Origin of the sequence: Inquilinus ginsengisoli (assembly GCF_031453975.1) — a bacterium.
Taxonomy (GTDB): Bacteria; Pseudomonadota; Alphaproteobacteria; order DSM-16000; family Inquilinaceae; genus Inquilinus; species Inquilinus ginsengisoli_A.
Map to the genome: position 1 here is coordinate 123,368 of NZ_JAVDPW010000003.1, position 25,523 is coordinate 148,890.

At 70.3% G+C, this 25,523-nt stretch carries 26 protein-coding genes; 11 read left to right on the forward strand and 15 right to left on the reverse strand.

Going from position 1 to position 25,523, the window contains the following annotated elements; translation table 11 throughout:
* Nucleotides 1-93 precede the first annotated feature (93 nt).
* Nucleotides 94-762, reverse strand: a complete 669-nt coding sequence (locus tag E9232_RS08255; RefSeq protein WP_309793308.1) for a TetR family transcriptional regulator — start codon at nucleotides 760-762, stop codon at nucleotides 94-96.
* 217 nt (nucleotides 763-979) lie between these two features.
* Between E9232_RS08255 and E9232_RS08260 the strand changes: the two genes are divergently transcribed.
* The 6 genes from E9232_RS08260 to uxaC are packed head-to-tail and all read left to right on the forward strand — an operon-like array spanning nucleotide 980 to nucleotide 7,590.
* Nucleotides 980-2,269, forward strand: coding sequence for an ABC transporter substrate-binding protein (locus E9232_RS08260; protein WP_309793309.1), 1,290 nt, complete (start codon nucleotides 980-982; stop codon nucleotides 2,267-2,269).
* Nucleotides 2,270-2,273: 4 nt separating this feature from the next.
* The gene (locus E9232_RS08265; protein WP_309793310.1) at nucleotides 2,274-3,206 is read left to right on the forward strand and encodes a carbohydrate ABC transporter permease; all 933 of its coding nucleotides are present in this window, start codon (nucleotides 2,274-2,276) and stop codon (nucleotides 3,204-3,206) included.
* Complete coding sequence (locus E9232_RS08270) at nucleotides 3,199-4,062, forward strand: carbohydrate ABC transporter permease (RefSeq protein ID WP_309793311.1); 864 nt, start codon at nucleotides 3,199-3,201, stop codon at nucleotides 4,060-4,062. Before E9232_RS08265 ends, E9232_RS08270 begins: the two co-directional genes overlap by 8 nt.
* 14 nt (nucleotides 4,063-4,076) lie before the next feature.
* A complete protein-coding gene (locus E9232_RS08275; protein WP_309793312.1) occupies nucleotides 4,077-5,105 on the forward strand; it encodes a Gfo/Idh/MocA family protein in 1,029 nt (342 codons plus the stop codon).
* A gap of 2 nt (nucleotides 5,106-5,107) precedes the next feature.
* On the forward strand, nucleotides 5,108-6,190 hold the full coding sequence (locus E9232_RS08280) for a Gfo/Idh/MocA family protein (RefSeq protein ID WP_309793313.1): 1,083 nt from the start codon (nucleotides 5,108-5,110) through the stop codon (nucleotides 6,188-6,190).
* A complete protein-coding gene (gene uxaC, locus E9232_RS08285; protein ID WP_309793314.1) occupies nucleotides 6,187-7,590 on the forward strand; it encodes a glucuronate isomerase in 1,404 nt (467 codons plus the stop codon). Before E9232_RS08280 ends, uxaC begins: the two co-directional genes overlap by 4 nt.
* 141 nt (nucleotides 7,591-7,731) lie before the next feature.
* Here the strand turns inward: uxaC and E9232_RS08290 are convergent, their stop codons facing one another.
* The 6 genes from E9232_RS08290 to E9232_RS08315 form a co-directional block, all read right to left on the reverse strand.
* Nucleotides 7,732-9,027 (reverse strand): NAD(P)/FAD-dependent oxidoreductase, encoded by a 1,296-nt coding sequence (locus E9232_RS08290; protein ID WP_309793315.1) that lies wholly within the window; start codon nucleotides 9,025-9,027, stop codon nucleotides 7,732-7,734.
* Between the two features lie 193 nt (nucleotides 9,028-9,220).
* Entirely contained in the window at nucleotides 9,221-10,489 is a 1,269-nt protein-coding gene (locus E9232_RS08295) for an ABC transporter substrate-binding protein (RefSeq protein ID WP_309793317.1), read from the reverse strand.
* Between the two features lie 57 nt (nucleotides 10,490-10,546).
* Nucleotides 10,547-10,975, reverse strand: a complete 429-nt coding sequence (locus tag E9232_RS08300; RefSeq protein WP_309793318.1) for a DUF4440 domain-containing protein — start codon at nucleotides 10,973-10,975, stop codon at nucleotides 10,547-10,549.
* A complete protein-coding gene (locus tag E9232_RS08305) occupies nucleotides 10,972-12,027 on the reverse strand; it encodes an aldo/keto reductase (RefSeq protein ID WP_309793320.1) in 1,056 nt (351 codons plus the stop codon). The genes E9232_RS08300 and E9232_RS08305 overlap by 4 nt, the downstream gene beginning before the upstream one ends.
* Nucleotides 12,024-12,368, reverse strand: coding sequence for a TIGR04076 family protein (locus E9232_RS08310; protein WP_309793321.1), 345 nt, complete (start codon nucleotides 12,366-12,368; stop codon nucleotides 12,024-12,026). The genes E9232_RS08305 and E9232_RS08310 overlap by 4 nt, the downstream gene beginning before the upstream one ends.
* The gene (locus E9232_RS08315) at nucleotides 12,365-12,850 is read right to left on the reverse strand and encodes a DUF3830 family protein (protein WP_309793322.1); all 486 of its coding nucleotides are present in this window, start codon (nucleotides 12,848-12,850) and stop codon (nucleotides 12,365-12,367) included. The genes E9232_RS08310 and E9232_RS08315 overlap by 4 nt, the downstream gene beginning before the upstream one ends.
* Before the next feature lie 215 nt (nucleotides 12,851-13,065).
* Here E9232_RS08315 and E9232_RS08320 point away from each other — a divergent pair, with 215 nt between their 5' ends.
* From E9232_RS08320 to E9232_RS08340, 5 genes are all read left to right on the forward strand, one after another.
* On the forward strand, nucleotides 13,066-13,824 hold the full coding sequence (locus tag E9232_RS08320; protein ID WP_309793324.1) for an ABC transporter ATP-binding protein: 759 nt from the start codon (nucleotides 13,066-13,068) through the stop codon (nucleotides 13,822-13,824).
* Nucleotides 13,821-14,555, forward strand: a complete 735-nt coding sequence (locus E9232_RS08325) for an ABC transporter ATP-binding protein (protein ID WP_309793326.1) — start codon at nucleotides 13,821-13,823, stop codon at nucleotides 14,553-14,555. The genes E9232_RS08320 and E9232_RS08325 overlap by 4 nt, the downstream gene beginning before the upstream one ends.
* Nucleotides 14,555-15,469 carry a branched-chain amino acid ABC transporter permease gene (locus E9232_RS08330; protein ID WP_309793328.1) on the forward strand — a complete coding sequence of 305 codons (915 nt, stop codon included), beginning with the start codon at nucleotides 14,555-14,557 and terminating at the stop codon, nucleotides 15,467-15,469. Before E9232_RS08325 ends, E9232_RS08330 begins: the two co-directional genes overlap by 1 nt.
* Nucleotides 15,466-16,398: a branched-chain amino acid ABC transporter permease gene (locus E9232_RS08335; RefSeq protein ID WP_309793329.1), complete on the forward strand. Its 933-nt coding sequence runs from the start codon at nucleotides 15,466-15,468 to the stop codon at nucleotides 16,396-16,398. Before E9232_RS08330 ends, E9232_RS08335 begins: the two co-directional genes overlap by 4 nt.
* 126 nt (nucleotides 16,399-16,524) lie before the next feature.
* Nucleotides 16,525-17,595 carry an AI-2E family transporter gene (locus E9232_RS08340; protein WP_309793330.1) on the forward strand — a complete coding sequence of 357 codons (1,071 nt, stop codon included), beginning with the start codon at nucleotides 16,525-16,527 and terminating at the stop codon, nucleotides 17,593-17,595.
* A 22-nt stretch (nucleotides 17,596-17,617) separates the two neighbouring features.
* Here E9232_RS08340 and E9232_RS08345 read toward each other — a convergent pair whose 3' ends face one another.
* The 8 genes from E9232_RS08345 to E9232_RS08380 form a co-directional block, all read right to left on the reverse strand.
* Nucleotides 17,618-18,229 carry a hypothetical protein gene (locus tag E9232_RS08345; RefSeq protein ID WP_309793331.1) on the reverse strand — a complete coding sequence of 204 codons (612 nt, stop codon included), beginning with the start codon at nucleotides 18,227-18,229 and terminating at the stop codon, nucleotides 17,618-17,620.
* 127 nt (nucleotides 18,230-18,356) lie between these two features.
* Entirely contained in the window at nucleotides 18,357-19,958 is a 1,602-nt protein-coding gene (locus E9232_RS08350) for an aldolase/citrate lyase family protein (protein WP_309793332.1), read from the reverse strand.
* Nucleotides 19,959-19,963: 5 nt separating this feature from the next.
* Nucleotides 19,964-21,064, reverse strand: a complete 1,101-nt coding sequence (locus tag E9232_RS08355) for an LLM class flavin-dependent oxidoreductase (RefSeq protein ID WP_309793334.1) — start codon at nucleotides 21,062-21,064, stop codon at nucleotides 19,964-19,966.
* Nucleotides 21,065-21,226: 162 nt separating this feature from the next.
* Complete coding sequence (locus E9232_RS08360; protein WP_309793336.1) at nucleotides 21,227-21,835, reverse strand: VOC family protein; 609 nt, start codon at nucleotides 21,833-21,835, stop codon at nucleotides 21,227-21,229.
* A gap of 65 nt (nucleotides 21,836-21,900) precedes the next feature.
* Entirely contained in the window at nucleotides 21,901-22,761 is an 861-nt protein-coding gene (locus E9232_RS08365) for an ATP-binding cassette domain-containing protein (RefSeq protein ID WP_309793337.1), read from the reverse strand.
* Complete coding sequence (locus E9232_RS08370; RefSeq protein ID WP_309793338.1) at nucleotides 22,758-23,648, reverse strand: ABC transporter ATP-binding protein; 891 nt, start codon at nucleotides 23,646-23,648, stop codon at nucleotides 22,758-22,760. Before E9232_RS08370 ends, E9232_RS08365 begins: the two co-directional genes overlap by 4 nt.
* Nucleotides 23,645-24,514, reverse strand: coding sequence for an ABC transporter permease (locus tag E9232_RS08375; protein ID WP_309793339.1), 870 nt, complete (start codon nucleotides 24,512-24,514; stop codon nucleotides 23,645-23,647). The genes E9232_RS08370 and E9232_RS08375 overlap by 4 nt, the downstream gene beginning before the upstream one ends.
* On the reverse strand, nucleotides 24,507-25,511 hold the full coding sequence (locus E9232_RS08380) for an ABC transporter permease (protein WP_309793341.1): 1,005 nt from the start codon (nucleotides 25,509-25,511) through the stop codon (nucleotides 24,507-24,509). Before E9232_RS08380 ends, E9232_RS08375 begins: the two co-directional genes overlap by 8 nt.
* Between the last annotated feature and the right edge of the window lie 12 nt (nucleotides 25,512-25,523).

Consider the following 25,523-nt stretch of genomic DNA (forward strand, 5'->3'; position numbering starts at 1 on the left):
GCGGCCGGGGCGTTCATCCCGGCCGTGATTGTAACCAATTGGTTACTACCGCATCACGGATCGACCCTTTCGTCAAGAGGGCGGTGCGCCGGATCAGGGCCGCAGCGAGGCCAGGATCATGTGGGCGATGTGGTCGCCCCATTCGGCCAGCGCCTTGGTCTCGGTCAGCTCGCGCCGGAAGATGGTCGACAGGGTGTAGCGGTTCGACAGGTAGAAGGCGCCCAGCGAGGCGATGCTGACATAGACCTTCACCGGGTCGGCGTCGGCCCGGAACACGCCGGTCGCCGCGCCGCGCTTGAGCAGGTCCGAGATCACGGCGACCAGCGGCGAATGCAGGTCGAAGATCCGCGCCGACCGCTTGAGGTGGCGGGCCTTCATCATGTTCTCGGTCTGCAGCAGGCTCAGGAATTCCGGGTGCTCGATGAAGTAGCGCCAAGTGAACAGGGCCAGCTCGCGGACGCCTTCCACCGGGTCGTGATCGGCGAGGTGCAGCTTGCTCTCGGCCGACCGGATGGCGACATAGGCGCCCTCGAGCACGGCGAGGTACAGCGCCTCCTTGTCGCCGAAATAATGGTACAGCATGCGTTTGTTGGCGCCGGCGCGCTTGGCGATTTCATTGATCCGCGCGCCGCTGTAGCCTTTGTCCATGAACTCCTTGACCGCGGCCGCCAGGATCGCCGCGCTGGTGCGTTCCGGGTCGCGCACGGCCTTGGCTGCGGGCGGGCGGGTCGGAGGGGCGGGCGGGTCTTCGGTGATGCTCACGGATCTGGGGCCTCGGTCACAGCCGGCGGCAGCGGGAACAATGCCGTCGGGGTTCGGGTTGACAGTCATCATCGCATCGATCTAGCTTGTAACCAACTGGTTATAACATCGCCTCGCCGGCCCCCCCATCCGGGGCCTAACCCAAGGCCGGAGAACCGGCCGTTCATTCTTTGCGGCCGCCCTCGCCAAGAAGGGCGCCAGCTCAAGGAGGAAACGAATGGCGACGCTGCGCATGAACCGCAGGCAGATTCTCACAGCGGGGGGCGCCGCGGCCGGGTTGGCGCTGACGGGCGTACCGCGGCCGCTCTGGGCCCAGGACACGCGCCTGCGCATGTTCTGGTGGGGTTCGAAGGAGCGGGCGGACCGGACCAACACGGTCAACAGGCTTTACGAGGCCGGGCATTCCGGCGTCGGCATCACCGGCGAGAATCTGGGCTGGCCCGACTACTGGCCGCGCCTGGCCACCCAGACTGCGGGCCGCAACGCGCCCGACCTGATCCAGATGGACTACCGCTACATCGTCGAATACGCCCGGCGCGGCGCGCTGCTGCCGCTCGACGAGTACATGCCGTCGATCCTCAAGATCGACGATTTCGGCGGCCCCTCGATCGATTGCGGCCGGGTCGACGGCAAGCTCTACGGCATCAATCTCGGCAACAATTCGACCGCCTTCGTCTATGACGCGGAGGCGGTGAAGCAGCTCGGCGTCGAGGTTCCGTCCTGGGACTGGAGCTGGACGCAATGGGCCGACTGGTCGCTCGCCGTCGCCCAGAAGAAGCCGGGCTACTGGGGCATGCAGGATGCCGGCGGCGTCGAGCCGTCGCTCGACTGCTGGACCCGCCAGCGCGGCAAGTCTCTCTACACCGCCGAAGGCCGGCTGGGCTTCGACGTGAAGGACATGGAGGACTGGTTCGGCTTCTGGCACGGGCTGCGCCAGAAGGGCGCGGTGCCGCCGGCCGATGTCCAGGCGCTGGACAAGAACGCGCCGGAGAGCAGCATGCTCGCCCTCGGCAAGGCGGCTGCCATCAGCACCAATTCGAACCAGCTCGTGGCGCATCAGGCGCTGGTCAAGTCCAAGCTGGACATGACCCTGCAGCCGAGCGGCGGGCCGGGCGCGAAGCCGGGCCAGTACCTGAAGCCGTCGATGCTGTGGAGCATCAGCGCCCGCAGCACGGTCGCGGAGCAGGCGGTGCGCGTGGTCAACTACTACGTGACCGACCCGGAGGCGGGAAAGGCGCTGGGCGTCGAGCGCGGAGTCCCGGCCTCGAAGGCGCTGCGCGATGTGGTGGGGCCGACGCTCGACGCGCAGAACAAGATCGCGCTCGACTACATCGCCTTCATCACCGACAAGGTCGGCCCCCTGCCGCCGTCGGCGCCCAAGGGCGCGGGCGAGATCTCCTTCCTGCTGAAGCGGGTGAACGAGCAGGTCGGATTCGAGCAGGCGTCGCCGGCCGACGGGGCCAAGCAGTTCGTCGACGAAGCCAACAGCATTCTCGATCGCGGGTGATCCCATGACAGTGGCGGTTCAGGCGGCGGGGCAGGTGGGGCGGACGCGGCGATCGCGACGGGTGTCGTCGCGGGGCCTTGCCGGCTATCTGTTCCTGACCCCGTGGCTGATCGGGTTCATCGGCCTGACCGCCGGTCCGATCCTGGTCTCGCTCTACCTCTCCTTCACCGATTTCGACCTGCTGCAGGATCCGCACTGGGTCGGGGCGGCGAACTATGTCCGGATCGCCACCGCCGATCCGAAGTTCCTCGCCTCGATGAAGGTGACCTTCCTCTACGTGCTGTTCTCGGTGCCGCTGAAGCTGGGCTTCGCGCTGGGCGTGGCGATGCTGCTGAACAAGGGCATCGCCGGGCTGCCGATCTACCGCGCGATGTTCTACCTGCCGTCGCTGCTGGGCGCGAGCGTCGCCATCGCGGTCTTGTGGCGCCAGCTCTTCGCCGGCAACGGGCTGATCAACCAGCTGCTGGAGCCGTTCGGCATCCACGGGCCCAGCTGGATCTCCAATCCGAACTACGCGCTGTCGACCATCATGATCCTCAGCGTCTGGCAGTTCGGGTCGCCGATGATCATCTTCCTCGCCGGCCTGCGCCAGATCCCGCGCGACCTGTACGAGGCGGCGGCGATCGACGGGGCCAGGCCCTGGCACAAATTCTGGCGGATCACCCTGCCGCTGCTGACCCCGGTGGTGTTCTTCAACGCCGTGATCCAGACGATCGAGGCGTTCAAGGCCTTCACCCCGGCCTTCATCATCAGCGAGGGCACCGGCGGGCCGGTCGACTCCACCCTGTTCTACACGCTGTATCTCTACCAGGAGGCCTTCGCCTATTTCCGCATGGGCTACGCCTCGGCGCTGGCCTGGGTGCTGGTCGTGATCATCGCGCTGTTCACCGCCTTCTCGTTCCTGACGGCACGCTACTGGGTGCATTACGATGAGTGATCTCGCTCTCGGGGGGGCCGCGCGCCGGCCGTGGTCGCGGTCGCTGCTGATCCACATCCTGCTCTGCATCGCCTCGGTGGCAATGCTGTATCCGCTGCTGTGGATGCTCTCCAGCTCGTTCAAGGACGACAGCCAGATCTTCACCACCACCTCGCTGTGGCCGTCCAGCTTCAGCCTCGACGCCTATATCAGGGGGTGGAGCGGGCTGGACATCAGCTTCGGCCGGTTCTTCTGGAACTCGGCGGTGATCTCGGTCTTGTCGGTGATCGGCAACGTGCTGGCCTGCTCGCTGACCGCCTTCGCCTTCGCCCGGCTGCGCTTCCCCGGCCGCAACTTCTGGTTCGCGCTGATGCTGGGCACGCTGATGCTGCCCTACCACGTCACGCTGATCCCGCAATACGTGCTGTTCCAGCAGCTCGGCTGGATCGACACCTTCCTGCCGCTGGTGGTGCCGAAATACCTCGCCTCCGACGCGTTCTTCATCTTCCTGATGGTGCAGTTCTTCCGCGGCATCCCGCGTGAGCTGGACGAGGCGGCGATGATGGATGGCTGCAGCGCCTGGAAGATCTACTGGAAGATCATCATGCCGCTGTCGACCCCGGTGCTGGCGACCGCGGCGATCTTCTCCTTCATCTGGACCTGGGACGACTTCTTCGCGCCCCTGATCTACATCAACGACATGGGGTCCTACACGGTCCAGCTCGGCCTTCGGACCTTCGTCGACTCGACCGGCAAGTCGGACTGGAGCGGGCTGTTCGCCATGTCCGTGCTGACCCTGCTGCCGGTGTTCGCGTTCTTCCTGTTCTTCCAGCGCCTGCTGATCGAAGGCGTCGCCACCACCGGCCTCAAACGCTGATCCGGGATCCCCTGATGACCATCCGCTTCGCCGCCATCGGCATCAACCACAACCACATCTTCGGCCAGGTCGACGCCCTGCTCGACGCCGGAGGTACCTTCGTCGCCTTCCATGCGCCGGAGGAGGATCTGGCAGTGCCGTTCCAGGCCCGCTATCCCCAGGCAAAGCGGGTGTCCGACCCCCGCGCGATCCTGGAGGATCCGACGATCGCGCTGGTCACCTCGGCCGGCATCCCGGCCGACCGCGCGCCGCTCGGCATCGCCGTGATGCGGGCCGGCAAGGACTACCTCTCGGACAAGCCGGGCATGACCACGCTCGACCAGCTCGCCGAGGTCCGGCGGGTGCAGGCCGAGACCGGCCGGATCTACTCGATCTGCTACTCCGAGCATTTCCAGACTCGCTCGACTGTCAAGGCGGGCGAACTGGTGCAGGCCGGCGCCATCGGGACGGTGATCAACACCGTCGGGCTCGGCCCCCACCGGCTGAACGCGCCGTCACGCCCGGGCTGGTTCTTCGAACGGGCGCGCTACGGCGGCATCCTGACCGACATCGCCTCGCACCAGTTCGAGCAGTTCCTGTTCTTCGCCGGCACGCTGGATGTCGAGGTCGCCTCGGCCGCGGTCGCCAACCGGGGCAACCCCGGCACGCCGGAGCTGCAGGATTTCGGCGAGGCGCTGCTGCGCAGCCCCGGCGCCACCGGCTATATCAGGATCGACTGGTTCACCCCGGATGGCTTGCCGACCTGGGGCGACGGGCGGCTGACCATCCTCGGCACCGAGGGCTATATCGAGCTGCGCAAATATGTCGACCCGACCGGCCAGCCCGGCGCCGACCACCTGATCCTGGTCGACGGCAAGGGCATGCAGCGGATCGACTGCAGCGCGGTCGAACTGCCCTTCGGCCGGCAGCTGGTGGCCGACGTGCTGAACCGGACCGAGACGGCGATGACCCAGGAACACTGTTTCAAGGCGATGGAGCTGGCTTTGCAGGCCCAGGAAATGGCGGAAGCCTCCGACGCGACCTTCCTGCGGCGGAGGATCTGACCATGGCGATCCGCAACGTCGCCGTCGTCGGCCTCGGCATCGGCCGCGGCCACATCGCCGAAGGCTATTCCGCCCATCCCGACAAGTTCCGGGTCGAGGCGATCTGCGACCTGGACTCGGAGCGGCTGTCCGCGGTCGGCGACGATTTCGTCGTGCCGGTGCGCACCAACCGCTTCGACGAGATCCTGGCGATGCCGGAGATCGAGGTGATCGACATCTGCACCCCGCCCGGGGTGCATCTCGACCAGATCCTGGCGGCGCTCGCGGCCGGCAAGCAGGTGATCTGCGAGAAGCCGCTGGTCGGGTCGCTGGCCGATCTCGACCGCGTCGCCAAGGCCGAGGCCGCAGCGCCGGGCCGGGTGATGCCGATCTTCCAGTACCGCTATGGCGACGGGCTGCAGAAGGCCAGGCGCATCGTCGATGCCGGCATCGCCGGCAAGCACTACCTGGCGACGGTGGAGACGGCCTGGAACCGCGGCGCCAAATACTACTCGGTGCCCTGGCGCGGCAAGCTGGAGACCGAGTTTGGCGGCGTGCTGCTGACCCACGCCATCCATTCGCACGACATCATGACGTATCTGCTGGGGCCGGTGGCCTCGGTCTTCGCCCGCACCACGACGCGGGTGAACCCGATCGAGGTCGAGGACTGCGCCGTGGCCAGCCTGGCCATGGCCGACGGCTCGCTGGTCTCGCTCGCCGCCACCCTCGGCTCGCAGGTCGAGATCAGCCGGCTGCGCTTCTGCTTCGAGAACGTCACCTTCGAAAGCGGGCTGAAGCCCTATGCGCCGGGCGACGCTCCGTGGCAGATCATCCCGGCCTCGCCTGAGGTGGCGGAGCGGATCGAAGGCGCCCTGGCCGATTGGGACCCGGTGCCGTCGCGCTTCGCCGGCCAGCTCGGCCGCTACCACGCGGCGCTGGAAAGCGGCGGGCCGCTGCCGGTCACGCTCGACGACGCCCGTCGGTCGCTGGAGCTGGTGACGGCGCTGTTCGCCTCCGCCGAAACCGGCCGCACGGTCGAGCTGCCGATCCGTCCCGACCATCCGAAATACGCCGACTGGCGCCCGCAGCCGAAGGCCGTCGCATGAGCCTGCATCCGGACCGCCTGTTTTCGTCGGACCCGGTCCAGCGCGGCATCGCCCGCCGCCTCTACGCCGAGGTCGCCGGCCTGCCGCTGATCAGCCCGCACGGCCACACCGACCCGGCTTGGTATGCGAAGAACGAGGCGTTCGCGGACCCGGCGTCGCTGCTGATCATCCCGGACCACTACATCTTCCGCATGCTGTACAGCCAGGGTGTGCGGCTGGAGGATCTCGGCGTGCCGCGGCGCGACGGCGGCCCGGTCGAAACCGACCCGCGCGCGATCTGGCGCCGCTTCGCCGAACATTGGCCGCTGTTCCGCGGCACCCCGACCCGGATGTGGTTGGACCACACCTTCGAGACCCTGTTCGGGGTCGAGGAGCGGCTGACGCGGGCCAGCGCCGACCGCATCTACGACCGCATCGCCGACTGCCTGGCGAAGCCGGAGTTCCGGCCGCGCAAGCTGTTCGAGCGCTTCAACCTCGAGGTCATCGCCACCACGGAATCGCCGCTCGACCCGCTCGACCACCACCGCGCCATCCGCGACAGCGGCTGGAGCGGACGGGTGGTGACGGCGTTCCGCCCCGACCCGGTGGTCGACCCGGAGTTCGAGGGCTTCCGCGCCGGACTGGACAAACTCGGCGAGATCACCGGCGAGGACACGCTGTCCTGGCGCGGCTACCTCGCCGCCCTGCAGCAGCGCCGCGGCTTCTTCAAGAGCATGGGCGCGACCTCGACCGACCATGGCCACCTGACCGCGGCGACGGCCGATCTCGACCCGGTGCCGGCGGTGACGCTGTTCGAGAAGATCGTCACCGGCCGGTTCGAGCCGAAGGACGCCGAGCTGTTCCGTGGCCAGATGCTGACCGAGATGGCGCGGATGAGCCTTGAGGACGGGCTGGTGATGCAGATCCATCCCGGCTCGTTCCGCAGCCACAACCCGACGCTGTATCGCGAGTTCGGCCGCGACAAGGGCGCCGACATCCCGACCCGGACCGACTATGTCCACGCGCTGAAGCCGCTGCTCGACCGCTTCGGCAACGAGCGCGACCTGACGGTGATCCTGTTCACGCTGGATGAGACCAGCTACTCGCGCGAGCTGGCGCCGCTGGCCGGGCATTATCCCTGCCTACGGCTGGGCCCGCCCTGGTGGTTCTACGACAGCCCGGAAGGCATGCTGCGCTTCCGCGAGCTGGCCACGGAGACGGCGGGCTTCGGCAACACCGTCGGCTTCAACGACGACACCCGGGCCTTCCCGTCGATCCCGGCCCGGCACGACGTGGCGCGGCGGATCGATTGCCGCTACCTCGCCCAGCTGGTCGCCGAACACCGGCTGTACGAGGACGAGGCGGCGGAGGTCGCGGTCGACTTGGCCTACCGGCTGCCGAAGGCGGCGTACAAGCTGTAGGGGGCTCGCCGCCCTTCTTTCCAATGTCATCCTCGGGCTTGACCCGAGGATCCAGGGGCCACCAAGAGCCGCTCTCGATGGCCCCTGGATTGCCCGGTCAAGCCGGGCAATGACAGAAAAGAGGGTGCCGGGGGAGCCCCGTCATCGCGCCAACCGGTCGTGCAGCCCGGCGAACAGCAGCATCGCGCCGGGCGCCGCGGCCGACAGGCGGGGATAGCGCAGCGGCTGCGGGTCGGTCACCGGCACCGGCAGCGCCACCTCGTCGATCGCGCCCGAGAGGTGCTGTGCCAGGACCGGCCCCAGGGCGGTGTTCAGGGCGATGCCACGGCCGTTGCAGGCGGTAACCGCCAGGGCGCCGGGCCCGACCCGCCAGAAACGCGGCAGCAGGTCCGGCGTCACCGACGCCACGCCGTGCCATTGGTGCTCGAATCCCCCGACGACCAGGCCGGGCACGAAACGCCCGATCCGCTGCGCCATACGGTGCTGGATACGCTCCAGCGCGCCGAGCTGCAGGCTGGCCATGCCGCCGGTGACCAGGCGGCCGCCGGCAGCCGGCCGCAGCGAGAACAGGTCGGCGCGGGTGTCCGACAGCGACTGGCCGCCCGGCAGCGCCCGGCCGCGCATCTCCGGCGGCAGCGGCGCCGTGGCGCTCTGGTAGACATGCAGCGGCACCACCCCGGCGGCGATGCCGGGCGCTGGCGTGCCGCGCCCGGCATTGGTCGCCAACAGCACCCGGCCGGCGCTGATCCGGCCGCCGCCCTCGGTGTCGAGATGCCAGCGGTCGCCGTCCCTTCGCAGCCCCGTCACCGGCGTGTCCTGGACGATCCGGGCGCCGGCCGCCATCGCCGCCCGCGCCAGTCCGCGGACATAGGCCAGCGGGTTGAGATGGCCGCCGGAGCGGTCGAGCAGGGCGCCGTGATAGCCCGGCATGCCGGTCATGGCCTCGGTCGCCGCGGCATCGAGCAGGTCCAGCCCGTCGCGGCCCAGCGCCTGCCACTGCCGCAGCCGGCCCTCCAGCCCGGCCCGGCGCGACGGTGCATGGGCGGGGCACAGCCAGCCCGCCTGCACCGGATCGCAGGCGATGCGGTGGCGTCGGACCAGGTCGAACACCAGCTCGGCGCCGCCGCCCAGCAGGGCGGACAGCCGGTCGCCGCGGTCCTCGCCCAGGGCGGCCCGGGCGTCGGCCGGCCCCAGCCTTGCGTAGTGCGGCACCACCAGCCCGCCGTTGCGGCCCGAGGCGCCCCAGCCGATCTCCCGCGCCTCGACCAGCACCACGGAGGTGCCGGCCTCGGCGAGGTGCAGCGCGGTGGAGACGCCGAGGATGCCGCCGCCGACCACGGCGACATCCGTGGCAATCGCCTCGTCCAGCGGCGGGGTCGCCACGCGGCTGCCCCCGGTCGCGTGCCACAGCGACCGGTCGAAGGTTTCGGGGGGCATGTCTACCGCCCGGGCGGCGAAGAAAGAAGTCCCCCCTCCCCCTGCGGGAGGGGGTAGGGGGAGGGGGGTGCCTCAGCCGGGGCCGGCTTGGCCATGGGGCCTGATCGGCGGCGCGAACCCCCTCCCCCTAACCCCCTCCCGCGAGGGGAGGGGGGACTCAGAGGGGCTGGCTTGCCTGGCATAAGCTTCGGGCTCACTTCATCCCGGCCTTCAGCTTGTCGATCTCCGCGGCCGAGATCTCGCCGGTGGTCACCACCACGCCGTCCTTGATCTGCCATTCGCGGAACGGGCCGGTGATGTCGCCGTACTCGTCGAACGCGACCGGTCCGATCACGCCGACATAGCGGATCGGCTTGCCCTCGGCGATCAGGGCCAGCGCCTTCTTGAAGCCCTCGGGCCCGGCATGGATCTCCTCGCCCTTGGGGTCGAGCACGGCGCGGATGCTGTCGCGGATCGCCATCGCCTCCTTCGACTTGGCCTTGGCGATGGCCAGCCCGATGATGGCGGCGGCGTCATAGGCCCGGTCGGCGGCCGGGGCCTGCCAGTCGAACTTGTTCTCGGTGAAGGCGTCGTAGTGGGTCGAGAAATACTCGGTCGACGCCGTCTTGGTGGTGCCGGAGGAGGTGCCGTAGGCCTCGTTGAGGTATTGCGGTCCGACGTCCTTGATGAACTCCGCCGAGTTCATGCCGTCGTTCAGCAGGAACTTGGCCGGCCCGCCCTGGCTGATCCAGGTGCGCGCCACCGTGGTGCCGTCGCCGGGATAGGCGATGAGGTACAGCCCCTTCGGGTCGCCCTCCAGCCCGGCCGTGACCTCCGCCTGGTAGGACGCTTGGCTGGCGTTGTAGGGGGTGACGCTGGTGATCTTGCCGCCCAGCGCCGCGTACGACTTCTGGAACTCGCGCAGCATGTTCACGCCGAAATCGTTGTTGACGTGGATCACCGCCAGCGAATCCAGGCCGAGATCCATGGCGTATTTCGCCGCCGCCACGCCCTGCAGCGCGTCCGAGGTGATGGTGCGGAACCAGTAGCCGCCGGTGTCGCCCTTGCGCGCCACCTCGGTGAAGCTGGGGGAGGAGGCGGCGGGCGAGATCTGCACCACCTTGGACGGGCCGGTCACCGTGGTCAGGATCGGCATGGAGTCCGAGGAGATGATGGCGCCGATGATCACCGGCACCTTCTTCAGGTCGACCAGCTGCCGCGCGCCGTCGACCGCGACGGTGCCCTGGGTCTGGCTGTCGCGGAAATCGACCGTCAGCTTGCAGCCGTCGATCACGCCGCCGGCGTCGTTGATGTCGCGGAACGCCATCTCGATCGACTTCGACGCCGCCTGGCCGAACGGGCCTGCCGGCCCGGTCAGCGACAGCACCGATCCGATTTCGACCGTGCACTCCGCCGCGGCCAGGCCGGGCAGCAGCACCGCCGCGGCGAACACGGAACCTGAAAGGATTTTCCGAAAATGCATGAAAGCCTCCTGTGGTTGAACGCGACCGGCTCGTTGGATCGGCCGGCCTGGGGGTGGTCAGGTCGCGGACGTCGGCTCCGCCCAGGTCTCCTGCAGGTGCCGCCACAGCACCCGGTCGTCACGGACCTCCAGCAGCGCCGTCGAACGGCGGGTGCGTTCGGCGCCGCGGATCCGCTGCCATTCATCATAGATGCACAGGCGGAAGCCGCCGGGCAGGGCGACGCGGATCGCGGCGTTGCGGATCTCGATCCGGAACGGGTGGGCCGGATCGGCGTGGGCACCGCGCGCCCGGCGCAGCCCGTCGGCCACGGCGGCGCGGTCCAGCACGGCGCCCTCCGGCGTCACCAGCATGAAGTCGGGGGCGATGGCGGCCTCGAACCGGCCGAATTCCACCGGTTCGGCCGCGGTGTCGCCCAGCCAGCGCTGGAAGAAGCGGTGCAGGTCGTCGATCTCGGCCAGGCAGCGGTCGCCGGTCGCCTCGGTCATGCCGCATCCTCGTTGAGGTTGTACTTCATGATCCGGCCGTGCCGGCCGCTGCGATCGCGCTCCAGCGTGTAGACATCGCCCTCCAGCGGCGTCAGGCGTGACAGCACGGCGTCCAGCTCGGCGCGGTCGGCGGCGTCCAGCGCCAGGCCGAAGGCGGCCAAGGTCTGCGGCAGATGGGCGGCGGTGCGGGCGCCGACGATGGCGCCGGCCACCCCGGGCCGGTCCAGCACCGCCCGTACCGCCACCGCTGATATGGTGGTGCCGTGCCGGTCGGCGATCCGCTTCAACGCCGCCAGCAGGGCCTGGAACCGGTCCCAGCCGCCGATGTCGTCGATCACCAGCTTGTACTTGATCAGCGACCGGTTGGTCATGGTCATGCCGGGGTCGGGCTGGCCCAGCCAGCGCTCCGAGAGGAAGCCGCCGGCCAGGGTGCCGTAGCACAGGAAGGCGATGCCGTGCGCCGCGGCCAACTTCGCCATCCGCTTGGCCGGCCGGGTGTCGAGCAGCGAGTACTGGACCTGCATGGTGCGGACCGGCACGCCGGCGTCGAGGATCTCGCACAGGCGATCGGTGTCGAAATTGGTGCCGCCGACCAGCTCGATCTTGCCGGCCTGCCGCAGCTCGTCGAGCCATTGCGCGGTCTCGACATAGTTCGGCGCGGCATAGTCCCACCAGTGGAACTGCACCAGGTCCAGCCGCTCGACCCCCAGCCGCTGCAGCGACCGGTCGATGATCGAGGCGACGTAGCCGCGGTCGATCGTGGCCAGCCGCTCCAGGTCGGGCACGAATTTGGTGTGGACCCGGATCCGCCGTGCCGCCTCGGCCCCGCGGTCGCGGCGGTATTGCGCCAGGAAGGCGCCGATCATCTCCTCCACCCCGGTGTAGATGTCGGCGCAGTCGAAGGTGGTGATGCCGGAATCGACGAAGGCGGCCATGCCGGCGATCGCCTCGGCTGGGTCGACCGGCCCGTGGTCGCCGGCCAGCTGCCAGCCACCCTTGAGGATGCGGGAGATGGTGTAGCCCGGGGCGATCTCGCGGGTCTCGGCGGTCACCGGTTCTTCTCCAGCGGCACGGCGGTGGTCTCGGAATGGCGGAAGCGGCGCTTGCCCAGCCGGGTGATGCGGAAGCGGGCGCCGCAATTCGGGTCGGGCGACGCGATCTCGGTGTCCGTCGTCATCCAGTCATGCGGATGGGTCTCGCGCTGCTTGGCCGGCAGCAGCGGCAGCAGGGCGGCCAAGGCATAGATCGGGAAGCCCTGGCCCGGCGGCAGCGTCATCATCTCGCCGGACAGGATGAAATGGTCGCCCGCCTTGTACTCGCCCATCATCGGCCGGTCGCCGGCGACGATCTCCACCTTCAAATCATAGAGCTCGAAGCTGTCGTCGGTGCTCATGCCAGGGCCTCGACCGTCACGGTGCAGGCGCCGGTGCGCCGGATCTCCTCGCAGGCGCGGCGCAGGTCGGCCAGGTCCTCCGGCACCACCTGGGCGACCAGGGAGCCTGCGACCCAGCCGACCGGCAGCAGCAGCCGGCCACCGGGGGCGTAGAACAGGCCGATGTCGAAGATCGCATGCGGCACCCCGCCCCAGGCGCGCGGCGGCACATAGGCCAGGATCACGTCGCCCGCGGCGGGGAACATCGTGGCGTTTTCCGGCGGCAGCACCGCATGGGCCCAGCCGGCGGGAATCTCCGCCTCCGGCAGCGGGCAGGAGATCTCGGGGCCGGTCCACATGGCGTGCAGGGACGGGATCGCCACCGGGCCGCCCGACAGCAGGTCGCCGAGGAATTCGCAGGATTGCGGCGCCTTGTCCGGCAGGGCGACGGCGCGGGCCGACAGGCCGCTCTGCGCCTCACGAAATAGGATCTCGCGCACCATGCCAACTCCGATTATCTTCTATCGAGATAGTCTAAACCTAAAACATTTTCGGTCGTAAGGACTCAGTGGGAATATATCCGCCGAGTGCTTGCATCCGAAGGATCGTTCGGTCAATTCGATCCACAACTCAACACGTTTCTGGCGCGAACCCGGCGAAGATCGGGGATCACGCGCCGGGGCGATCGGAACAGGGCGGCGGGGCGGATGGTGGGAGCATGCTGGAGCTGCAGGGCGTGTCCAAGGCGTTCGGGGGGCATCGGGCCGTCGACGGCCTGTCGCTGTCGATCGAACGCGGCCGCATCACGGGGCTGATCGGTCCGAACGGCGCCGGCAAGACCACGCTGTTCAACCTGATCGCGGGGGCGATGAAGCCGACCGAAGGCCGCATCCTGCTCGACGGCACCCGGATCGACGGGCTGCGCGCCGACCGGATCTTCAAGGCCGGCCTGGCCCGCACCTTCCAGATCCCGCGCCCGTTCCCCGAGATGACGGTGCTGGACAACGTGCTGCTGGCACCGGCGGGCCAGCTGGGCGAATCCGTGCTGCGGGCCTGGCTGACGCCGGGCGCGGTGCGGGCGCAGGAGCGGCGGCTGCGCGACCGGGCGATGGCGTGCCTCGATTTCGTCGGGCTGGCGCGGCTGGCGCAGGACCCGGCCCGGGTGTTGTCCGGCGGCCAGCGCAAGCTGCTGGAGCTGGCCCGGGTGCTGGTGGCCGAGCCCTCGGTCATCCTGTTCGACGAACCCGGCGCCGGGGTGGCGCCGGCGCTGCTGGACACCATCGTCGAGAAGATCGCCGCCCTGAACCGCGACGGCGTCACCATCCTGATCATTGAGCACAACATGGACCTGGTAATGGGGCTGTGCGACCCCGTGGTGGTGATGGCCCAGGGCCGGCTGTTGATCCAGGGCCGGCCGCAGGCGGTGCAGTCCGACCCGCGGGTGATCGAGGCCTATCTCGGCGGGGTGGCGGCATGACCGCGGCACTGGAGGCCAGCGGCCTCGTCGCCGGCTACGAGCGCGGCCTGCCGATCGTCAAGGGCGCCTCGATCCGACTCGGCGACCGCGAGATCGTCACCATCCTCGGGCCCAACGGCGCCGGCAAATCGACCCTGATCAAGGCGATCGCCGGGCTGGTGCCAATCAGCGACGGCACGGTCTCGCTGTTCGGCCAGCGCATCGACGGCGTGCCGGCCCAGCTGATGGTCCGCCGCGGCCTGGCCTTCGTGCCGCAGACCGAGAACGTCTTCGCCCGGCTGACGGTGCAGGAGAATCTCGACCTCGCCGCCGGTGTCCTGCCGCGGGCCCGGCGGGCCGAGCGGATCGCCGCGCAATACGCCCTGTTCCCCGACCTCGCTCGGGCGCGACGGGAAGCGGCCGGCCGCCTGTCCGGCGGCCAGCGCCAGATGGTGGCGGTGGCCCGGGCGCTGATTCCCGACCCCAAGGTGGTGATGCTGGACGAACCCTCGGCCGGGCTGTCGCCCAAGCTGGTCGGGGTGGTGTTCGAGATGCTGCGCCGGGTGCGCGACCTCGGCGTCGCCATCCTGCTGGTGGAGCAGAACGCCCGGGCCGCGCTCGCCATCTCCGACCGCGCCTATGTCCTGGTCGACGGGCGCGAGCGGCTGGAGCGGCCGGCCGCCGGGCTGATGGACGCGCCAGAGGTTAAGGCGCTGTATCTCGGCCATGGCGCCGCGGCGGGGGTGGCGTGATGCTGCAATATGTCGTCGACGGCCTGGTCACCGGCTCCACCGTCGCCCTCGGCGCCATCGGGGTGACCCTGACCCTGTCGATCCTGCGCTTCGCCAACTTCACCCATGGCGAGCTCTTGACCTGGGGCGCCTACATCGCCCTGACCCTGGTCGGGCTGATGGGCGCGGGGGCCGGGGCGCATATCGGGCCGCTGTCCTTCGGCTGGCCGCTGCTGCTGGCGCTGGCCGCCGCCATGGTGCTGACCGGCGGGCTGGCGGTGCTGCTGGACTGGGCGCTGTTCGGCCGGCTGCGCGGCAAGGGCGGGATGATGACCCTGGCCATCGCCAGCTTCGGCGCCGCCCTGGCGCTGCGCAACCTGGTGGTCTTCCTGTGGGGGCCGAAGCCCGATTATTTCAGCCGCGACATCCAGATCGCCCTGCCGATCCTGCCGCGCAGCGTGCTGGGGGGCATGCGCATCACCCCGGACCAGATCTTCGTGCTGGCCGTGGCGGTCGCCACCGTGGTCGGGCTGCACCTGTTCCTGACCCGCAGCTTCCTGGGCAAGGCGATGCGCGGCACGGCGGAGAATGCGGCGCTGGCCCGGATCTCCGGCATCGACGTGCGCGCCGTGGTGCGCTGGGCCTGGATGATCGGCGGCGGCCTGGCCGCCCTGGCCGGCGTTCTGTCCGGCATCACCGTGCAGGTGCGGCCGCTGATGGGCTTCGACCTGCTGCTGCCGCTGTTCGCCGCCGCCATCCTCGGCGGCATCGGCAGCCTCTATGGCGCGGTGCTGGGCGGGCTGATCGTCGGCCTGGCGGAAAGCCTGTCGGTGCCGCTGATCGGCGCCGAATACCGTCAGGCCGTCGCCTTCCTGGTGCTGATCCTGATCCTGCTGGCCCGCCCGACCGGGCTGTTCGGGGAGCGCGGGGCATGACCGCCGACCTGCTGGGCCTGGCCGGCTACCTCGTCTTCTTCCTGGTCATCGCGCTGAACTACTCGCTGGTCTGCCTCGGCCTCAACCTGCAATGGGGCGTCACCGGGCTGTTCAATGTCGGCGTCGCCGGCTTCTTCGCCATCGGCGCCTATGCCACCGCGATCCTGACCGGGCCGGACTATGCCAGCTCGCTCGGCGGCTTCGGCCTGCCGGTGCCGGTCGGCTGGATCGGCGCCGTCGTGGCCTCGGGCATCGCCGCGCTGGTGGTCGGCATCCCCAGCCTGCGGCTGCGCCAGGACTACCTCGCCATCACCACCTTCGGCATCGCCGTCACGGTGCAGCTGATCGCGCTGAACTTCGAACCGCTGACCGGCGGCGCCTTCGGCTTGGGCTCGATCCCGCGGCCCCTGGCCGGCGCCTTCGCCACGCCCTTCGGCTTCAACCTGTTCTACCTCGGCGTCTCGATCCTGGTGGTGGCCGGGGTCTACGCCCTGCTCGAGATCCTGGTGCGCAGCCCCTGGGGCCGGGTGCTGCGCGGCATCCGCGAGGACGAGGCGGCGGCCCAGTCGTTGGGCAAGCACCCCTTCGCCTTCCGGCTGCAGGCCTTCGTCATCGGCTCGATGGTCATGGGGCTGGCCGGGGGCATGTACGCCAGCTTCGTCGGCTTCATCGCGCCGGAGGATTTCCTGCCGATCCTGACCTTCCAGGTCTGGACCATGCTGGTGGTCGGCGGGTCCGGCAGCAACAAGGGGGCGATCCTGGGCGGCATCGTGGTCTGGGCGATCTGGGCGGCGTCCGGCGCGCTGATCGACGCCACGGTGCCGACCGAGATGCAGGCCCAGGCGGCGGCGCTGCGCATCGTGCTGATCGGCGTGCTGCTCAGCGGCGTGCTGGTGGTCCGGCCCAAGGGGTTGATCGGTGGCGCCTGACTCCTTGCCGGTTCGGCGGGCGCCATGCTCCCGCCACCGTTTCATTGACAATTGTCTGGTAAAGGTCCGGAGTCGGGTCGAGCATCCCGCCCGTCGCGCGGACCGTTGAGAACAGGCGTTTCGATCATGAATTTCCAGCCCGGCCGAAGCGACGACGCCCCGGTCGTGGTCCCTGCGGCCCTGCAGCCCGCCGCGCCGGATCGCCGTATCGAGATCTCGGTCCTGGTCCTGACCGGGCTGGCGCTGTTCGGCACGCTGTGGGTCGGGCTGCTGGCGGCGCTGCTGGCCGGCCTGCTGATCCATGAGCTGGTGCATGTCGTGGCGCCGCTGTTCCGGCGCTTCGGCGCCACCCACAAGATCGGCCGCTTCATCGCGCTCGGGCTGCTCACCGCCATCATCATCCTGGTGATCACCTTCGGCATCATCGAGCTGATCTCCATGCTCACCACCCGCTCCGAAGGCCTGGTCGCGCTGATGCGCAAGATGGCCGATGCGGTGGAGGTGGCGAGCCAGCAGCTGCCGGCCTGGCTGCTGGCCTATGTCCCGACCAACGGGCGCGAACTCGACACCATGGCGGCGCAGTGGCTGCGCGAACATGCGCGCGACCTGCAGCAGGTCGGCACCATGGTCGGGCGCATCCTGGTCCACATCATCATCGGCCTGGTGATCGGCGGCATGATCGCCGTCTCCGACCTGACCAACCGCGGCGGCCGCGGCCCGCTGAGCCGGGTGATGGCGGAGCGGGTGCGCCTGCTGGCCCTGTCGTTCCGTCGGGTCATCTTCGCCCAGGTCCGGATCTCGGCGCTGAACACGGTGCTGACCGCGATCTACCTGGTCGGGGTGCTGCCGCTGTTCGACATCCACCTGCCGCTGGCCAAGACGATGATCGTCGTCACCTTCGTCGTCGGCCTGCTGCCGGTGATCGGCAACCTGATCTCGAACACCATGATCGTGATACTCAGCCTCAGCCTGTCGGTCTACACCGCGATCGCGTCGCTGGTGTTCCTGATCCTGATCCACAAGCTGGAATACTTCATCAACGCCAAGATCGTCGGCACCCAGATCGAGGCCCGGGCCTGGGAGATCCTGATCGCGATGCTGGTGATGGAGGCGGCCTTCGGCGTGCCGGGGGTGATCGCGGCGCCGATCTTCTACGCCTACCTGAAGGTCGAGCTGAAGACCCGCAAGCTGATCTGACGGCGCGCCGAAGGCCGGTGTATCAGGTCGGGGGCACCAGCCCGTCCTTGCCGACCTGGAGCCCGTGCGAAACCATCGACCCGTCGGCGGCCTTGACCACCATGACGATGACGTGGGCGCCCTTGGTCAGCATGCTGCGGTCGCCCGGCTCATAGGTGATGACCGGCACGTCGGGCGGCACCACCAGGCGGGTCTTGACGCCCTGATAGGTCATGGTCACCACCCGGCCGTCGGTGCCCGTGACGTCGCCGGCGGTGGCGTTGGTCATGGTGCTGCCGGGCTTCAGGTCGAAGGGATGCTGGCCTTCACCGACGCCGCGCATGCTCTCCGGGAAGATCTGTACCTCCAGCGCCCGCAGGCTGCCGTCGTCCTGTGGCATGGCGGCGCTGCCGATATAGGTGCCGGGCTTGATGTCGGTGATGCTGGCGGGAGCGATCAGCCGGACCGTCGCATCGTCGGCCAGCGTCACGGTCGAGGTGCCGCCGCCGCGGGCGGTGACGGTGAGCTTGGACCCGTCGACCGCGTCGATGGTGCCGCGGATGCGCTGCGGCGGCGGCGAATCCTGGGCCGCGGCGGGAAGGGCTGTCAGAAGGCCGAGCAGGGCGAGACCCGCAATGGCGGTGCGCTTCATCATGGCTTCTCTCGGTTGAACGTCGACGTCCCCCGGGACGTCAGTACGCTGGAAGCCGGCCGGCGGTTACATGAATTCGTCGCTCAGGACGGGTGGCTGGCCCGTCCTGAGCCAGCCTCGCCCCTTGCCGTTACGCCGCCACCAGCGCCAGCACCCGCAGGGGCGAGCCGGAGCCGTTCTCGATCTTCAGCGGCGCCGTCACCAGCACCGTGCCGGTCGGCGGCAGCTGGTCGAGATTGGTCAGGCTGGCCAGGCCGAACTTGTTCGACCCGTGCATGATGGCATGGGCCGGGAAAGCGGGCTCGAAGGCGAAGGCCTGGCCGGCATCGGTGCCGACCGCCTCGACCCCCCAGCCGGCGACGTCGCGCTCCTTGGCCAGGAAGGTCACGGCGGCGACGCTGGGCCCCGGCACATGCGACCCGTCCTGCTTCATGTTCAGGAACTCGACCGGGTCGGTGCGCTTCGACCAGTCGGTGCGCATCAGCACCCAGGTCCCGGCCTGGATGCGGCCGTGCTTGGCCTCGAAGGCGTGGATGTGTTCCGGCTCCAGCAGGAAGTCGGGGTTGTCCTTGGCCTCGGCCGAGCAGTCGATCACCACCGCGGCGGCGATGAAGCGCTGCACCGGCACGGTGTCGGTGGTGGCGTTCTTGAGGTCCTTGCCGGTGACCCAGTGGATCGGCGCGTCGAAATGGGTGCCGGTGTGCTCGCCGCAGGAGATGTTGTTCCAATACCAGCCGGGCCCGCGCTCGTCGTAGCGCGAGATCTCCTCGATCCGGAACGGGTTGGACGGCGCGAACATCGGCGGCAGCTGGATCACCGGCGTCGATGGCCGCAGCGTCTGGGTCAGGTCGACGATGCGGATGCGGCCGGCGGCGATGTCGGCGGCGAAGGCGAGAAGGTCGGTGCTCATCTGCTCAGCTCTCCCTGGGGTCTCGGGCGGTCGGGCCGCCGGTTCTTCGGTGATCTCGGCCGCCGCCGGGCCTTCGACGGCGAAGCGGCGGACGGCATTGCGGATGGCGCCGTCGACGGCGCCGATGTCGTTGACCGGCACCACCAGCCGGTAGCCCTCGGCCCGGCGTGCCATGGCGCCCTCGGCATCGAGGGTGAAGATCCCACAGGCCACGCCGGCGGTGCGGCAGGCGGCGAGCACCCGGGCGCAGGCGGCGCGGTGGGCGGCCTTGGCGTCCGGCCGGTCGCCGATCGACAGGCCGAGGTCGCCGGTGCCGATCAGCACGAAGTCGATGCCGGGGACGGCGGCGATGGCGTCCGCCGCCGCGACCCCGGCCACGGTCTCGATCATCACCCCGATGGCGATGCGCTGGTTGGCGTCGCGGAAATAGCCGGGCCCCGCGGTCAGCGGCCGCACCCCGCCGCCGGAACGCTCGCCATCCGGCGGGTAGAGGGCATAGGAGACGGCGCGGGCGGCCTGCTCCGATGTCTCGACCAGCGGCACCATGATGCCGTCGGCGCCGGCGTCCAGCGCCTGGGCGATGGCGGTCGCGCCGGTCTCGGCAACGCGGACGATGGTGTAGGCGCGCTTGGCGACCAGGCCGATGCCCATCTCCAGCGCGATGCGGTCCCACAGCCCGTGCTGGACGTCGAACACCACCGCCTCCGCCCCGGCCCCCGCGGCGATTTCGGCGACGGAGGGCGAGCCGAGGGCCAGCCAGGCCAGGCCCAGGCTGGGGCCGTGGCGCAGGCGGGATTTCAGCGGTTCGCGGGTCGACGGCATCTCTCTCACCCTTCCCGCAGGCCGGCGCGCTGCAGCAGCGGCAGCACCCGGTCGCAGAAGAACGGCAACTCGGCGGTGTAGTCGACGAAGGACAGGGCGGCGCCGGCATAGCCGGCCTCGGCGATCGCCCCGATCTGCTCCGCGATCCGCGCCGGGGTGCCGACCAGCGGATAGGTGCCGGCGCCACCGGCGAAGCGCTGGCGGTACAGGGCGAAGGCGCGGTCGTCATGCGACTGGGCGAACTGCTTCTTCTTGGCCATGTGCTCGTCGACCGCGGCATGGTCGGCCTCGCGCACGGCGTAGCGGTCGTAATAGTCCTCGGCCTCGGCCTGGCTGTCGCGGCAGACCACGTGGCAGACGGTGTGGATGCCGACCTCGCGCCCGGCCGCAGCGGCCCGGCCGGCGATGTCGGCGACGTGGCGGGCGCCGTCGGCGATGTCGGTGAAGGTCGAGAACAGGAAGTCGCAATGCCGCGCCGCGAAGTCCCGGCCCGGGGCGCCGAAGGCGGCGTTCATGGTGACCGGGCGGGGCCGCTGCAGGCTGGCCGGACGGCTGACCACCTGCTTCAGCCGGTAGTGCTGGCCGTCATGGTCGAAGGGCGCGTCGGCGGCATAGGCGCGCTCGATGATGCCGATCCATTCCGCCGCCTGGCCGTAGGCGTCGTCGCCCAGGGTGACGCCGAACATGCCGAATTCGTCCGGGTTCCAGCCGCAGACGATGTTCAGGCCGGCGCGGCCGTTCGAGACATGGTCGACCGTGGCCAGCGCCTTGGCGGCGTAGACCGGGTGCACCAGCGGCACATGCACGGTCATGAACAGGCCGATGCGCTCGGTCGCCGCCGCCAGCCCGGCGGCCCAGGTGAAGGTCTCGAACGACCATTCCCGGACATGGGTCCGGCCGCCGAAGCCCTTCCAGCGCGCGATCGGCAGCAGGAACTCCAGCCCGGCACGGTCGGCGATGCGGGCGGCGGCCAGGTTGTCGGCCCAGCTGGCCTGCCAGCGCTCCGGCACCGTGGTGATCGCCAGCCCGCCATCGGCGTTGGTCGAGAACACGCCCAGCTTGAACCGGTTGGGCCCGTGCAGCGGATGAGCGGGGACGCTCGACATCGGTGTGGTGCTTCCCTGTTCAACCCGGGCCGGGCCGATACCCGCATTGGCCTGCGGTTCTGGTCTGTCCGCCGGGGCGTCTTTGGCAGGCGCTCCCGGACGATATGGTTTAACCCTAAAACAGTTTCGGCCGGCCGACAACGGCCGCGCGCCGGCAGCCTCCTACTGGGCCGGCGCCTTGGGCGACCACAGCACCGTCGCCGCCCCCTTCTCATAGGCCATGCCGTCGGGATAGGAGATCAGCTCGAGCTGCAGCCCCCATGGGGCCAGGAAGTAGAGGATGGTCTGGCCGGCCTCCGGCCCTTCCTTCATCGGCACCGGGCCTATCATCAGGCGCACGTCCTTGGCCTTGAGATAGGCGGCGGCCGCCGCGATGTCGTCGACGTAGAAGGCGAGGTGGTGGCCGCCGGCGTCGCTGTTCTTCGGCGGGGTCTTCGCCTGGTCCGGCGCCTCGTACTGGAAGATCTCGACATTCGAGCCGTCGCCGCAGCGGACCAGGGTGATCTGGTCGATCACCGCGCGCGGGTGCACGTTCACCAGGTCCTGCATGAAGGTGCCCTGGTCGTCGCGGAACGGCCCGAAGGACATCGCCTGGCGGCAGCCGATCACGTCGGTGAAGAACGCGACCGCCTGCTTCGCATCCGGCACCGTGATGCCGATATGGTCGATGCCGCGCATGGTCGGGATGCCGGCCGACGCGGGTGCGGCCGCCGCCGCGCAGCAGGCGACGACGGCCAGGGCCGCCCGCCTGAACGCTCGTGACTGGGTCATCTCGCATCTCCTTCGCGCTGATCGCCTCGCCGGGACGGCCGGCGGCCGAATGACGCCGCCGATCGTCAGCCCGAGGCGGCGAGCGGCGGGATGTGGGCGGCCAGGGCCGGCCGGTCGAGCCAGGCCGGGTCGATCTCCGGCAGCGGCACCGCCTGCAGCAGGGCCGCGGTGTAGGCGTGGCGCGGCGCATCGAACACGGCGGCGCAGGGCCCGGCCTCGACCACCTCGCCACGCAGCAGCACCACGACCTCGTCGCACAGCACCCGCACCACCGACAGGTCGTGGCTGATGAAGACCAGGGTCAGGCCCAGGCGCCGGCGCAGATCCTCCAGCAGCAGCAGGATCTGCGCCTGGGTCGAGACGTCGAGGCCCGAGACGATCTCGTCGGCGACGATGAAGTCCGGCTCCAGCGCCACCGCGCGGGCGATGCCGATGCGCTGGCGCTGCCCGCCCGACAGCTCATGCGGATAGCGGTCGAGCGCATCGCCCGGCAGCCCGACCAGGTCCAGCAGCTCCGCGGCGCGGGCGCGCCGGGCCCGCCGGCCCTCGAGCCGGCCGAACGCCTCCAGCGGGCGGACCAGGGTGGTCCCGATGGTCAGGCGCGGATTCAGCGCGGATTGCGGATCCTGGAAGATCATCTGCATCCGGGCCCGCAGCGCGCGCAGCGCCGGGCCCTTCGCCGCCGCCAGGTCGGCGCCGTCGAACAGCACCCGGCCCGCCGCCGCCGGCGCCAGCCCGACCAGGGCCCGGCCCAGCGTGGTCTTGCCGGACCCGGATTCGCCGACCAGCCCGACCGCGCCGCCGCGCGGCACCGCCAGGTCGACGCCGCGCACGATGTCGCGCGGGATGCGGCGGCCGAAGCCGCGCGACTGTCCGGGCACCGCGACGGTCAGGGCCTGGGCCTCGACCAGGGGGCCCGCGGTCATGCGGCACCTGCCGTGGCCGCGGCGTCGAAGGCATGGGCTTCCGCCCACAGCCGGTCGGTCAGCGCCGCCGGGATCGGCGCCGGGCGGTGGCCCGGCCGGTCGACCCGCGGCATTGCCGCCAGCAGGGCGCCGGTATAGGCGTGCCGCGGCGCCTGCAGGATGCGGGCGATGTCGCCTTCCTCCACCACCCGGCCGGCATGCAGCACGGTGACCCGCTGGCAGATCTTGGCGACCACGCCGAGATCGTGGGTGACGAACAGCACCGCGGAGCCGTAGCGGCCCTGCAACTGCCGGATCAGCCGCAGGATCTCGCGCTGGGCGGTGACATCCAGCGCGGTGGTCGGCTCGTCGGCGACGATCAGGCGCGGCCGGCCGGCGAAGGCGATGCCGATCAGGACGCGCTGGCGCATGCCGCCCGACAGCTCGTGCGGATACTGCTGCACCACCCGCTCCGGCTCGCGGATCGCGGTCTCCGCCAGGATCTCGACCGCCCGCCGCGCCGCCTCGGCCCGGCCGAGGCCGAGGCGCAGGCGCAGCACGTCGGTGATCTGCCGGCCGATCCGCCGCACCGGGTTCAGCGCCGCCGTCGGGTCCTGCGGCACCAGCGCGATCTCGCGGCCGAGCAGCCGCTGCCGGCCGCGCGGGCCGATCGCCGCCATGTCGAGCCCGCCATAGCACACCGTGCCGGCGGTGATGCGGGCGCCGCCGGGCAGCAGGCCCAGGACGGCACGGCCGATCATCGACTTGCCGGCACCGCTCTCGCCGACCAGGCCGTGCACCTCGCCCGGCGCGACGGCGAGGTCGACGCCGCGCAGGATCGGCGTGGCCCGGGCGCCGCGGCCGATCGCGACCCGCAGCCCCTCGATCCGCAGGATCGGCTCGGTCATCGCCGCCGCACCGGGTCGATGGCGGCGCGCAGCCCGTCGCCGAACAGGGTGAAGGCGAAGATGGTCAGCACCAGGCACCCCATCGGAAAGGCCAGCACCCACCAGGCCTGGCGGATCACCTGGCGGCCCTCCGCGATCATGCCCCCCCAGGTCGCGGTGTCGCCCGCGACCGACAGGCCGACGAAGGACAGGATCGCCTCGACGATCACGGCGATGCCCATCTCGACCGCCAGCAGGGTCAGGATCAGGGGCAGCAGGTTGGGCAGGATCTCGCGCATCAGGATGGCGGGGCCGGCCAAGCCCAGGCTGCGGGCGACGGTGACGTAGTCCATCCGGGCCTGGACCATGGTCTCGGCCCGCACCACCCGGGCGAAGCGGGTCCAGTCGATCACCACGATGGCGGCGATCACCGATCCCAGCCCGGCGCCCAGCACCGCCGCCAGCACGATCGACAGCAGCACCGGCGGGAACGCCATCCAGACGTCGATCAGCCGTGACAGCGCCTGGTCCGCCGCCCGCCCGGCATAGCCGGCGACCAGGCCGAGGATGGATCCGATCAACCCGGCCAGGGTGGCGGCGACCAGCGCGACCACGACCGTGACCCGGGTGCTGTAGATCAGGCGCGACAGCACGTCCCGGCCCAGCCCGTCGGTGCCGAGCGGAAAGGCGGGGTCGCCGCCGGCCAGCCAGGACGGCGGCAGCAGGGTCGAGAACAGGTCCTGTTCCAGCGGATCGTGTGGCGCTAGCAAGGGTGCCAGCACGGCGCATCCCACCAGCAGCAGCAGACCGGCGCCGCCGATCGCGACCCGCGGGTTCAGGGCGGCGCGCCGCCGCCGCGGCAGGGCCGGGGTGGTCAGGTCAGCCACGGCGCAGCCTGGGGTTCAGCAGGGCGACGACGATGTCGACGACCAGGTTGAGGGCGATGAACAGCAGGGCGAAGGTCAGCACCAGCCCCTGGATCAGCGGCAGGTCCCGGTTGATCACCGCGTCGATCGCCATGTTGCCGATGCCTTCATAGGAGAAGATGCGCTCGACCAGCACCGTGCCGCCGAGCAGGAAGGTGACCTGCACCCCGGCCAGGGCGACCGTGGGGATGGCGGCGTTGGGCAGGGCCTCGACCAGCAGGATGCGGCGGCGGGTGAAGCCGCGGGCCCGGGCCATCAGGGCATAATCCTGCTGCTCGGTCTCGGCCAGCGAGGCCTTCAGCACCCGGGCGACGATGGCGGCGAAGGGCAGGGCCAGCGCCGCCGCCGGCAGCACCGCATGGCGCAGCAGCCCGCCGGCCACCGTCCACCGGCCGGTGGCGATGCTTTCGATCAGGTAGAAATTGGTCGAGAAGCCGGTCGCCATCCCCGGGTCGATCCGGCCCGACACCGGCAGCACCGGCGCCAGCACGGCGAAGACCAGGATGAACAGCAGGCCCCACAGGAAATCGGGGATGCCGAGGGCCACGGCGACCACCGCGTCGATCAGCCATTCGCCGGGGGTCGACCGGAGATAGGCGCCGGCCAGGGCCAGCGCCCCGCCGGCGGCGACCGCGGCCAGCGCCGCCAGCCCGGCCAGCTCCAGCGTCGCCGGCAACCGGCCGAGGACCAGCCCGAGCACGTCCTGGCGCAGGCTGATCGACCGGCCGAAATCGCCGCCGACGACGCCGGACAGCCACAGTCCGAACTGGGCGGCGATCGACCGGTCGAGGCCGTAGAGGGCCCGCAGCCGGTCGATGTCGGCGGCCGAGGCGCCGGGCGGGATCATCATCGCGATCGGGTCGCCCGGCACCACCCGCAGCAGCACGAACACCACCACGGCGACGCCGAACAGGGTCGGCAGCACCAGCATCAGCCGCGACAGCAGCATCCCGCGCATCACGTCGCCCCT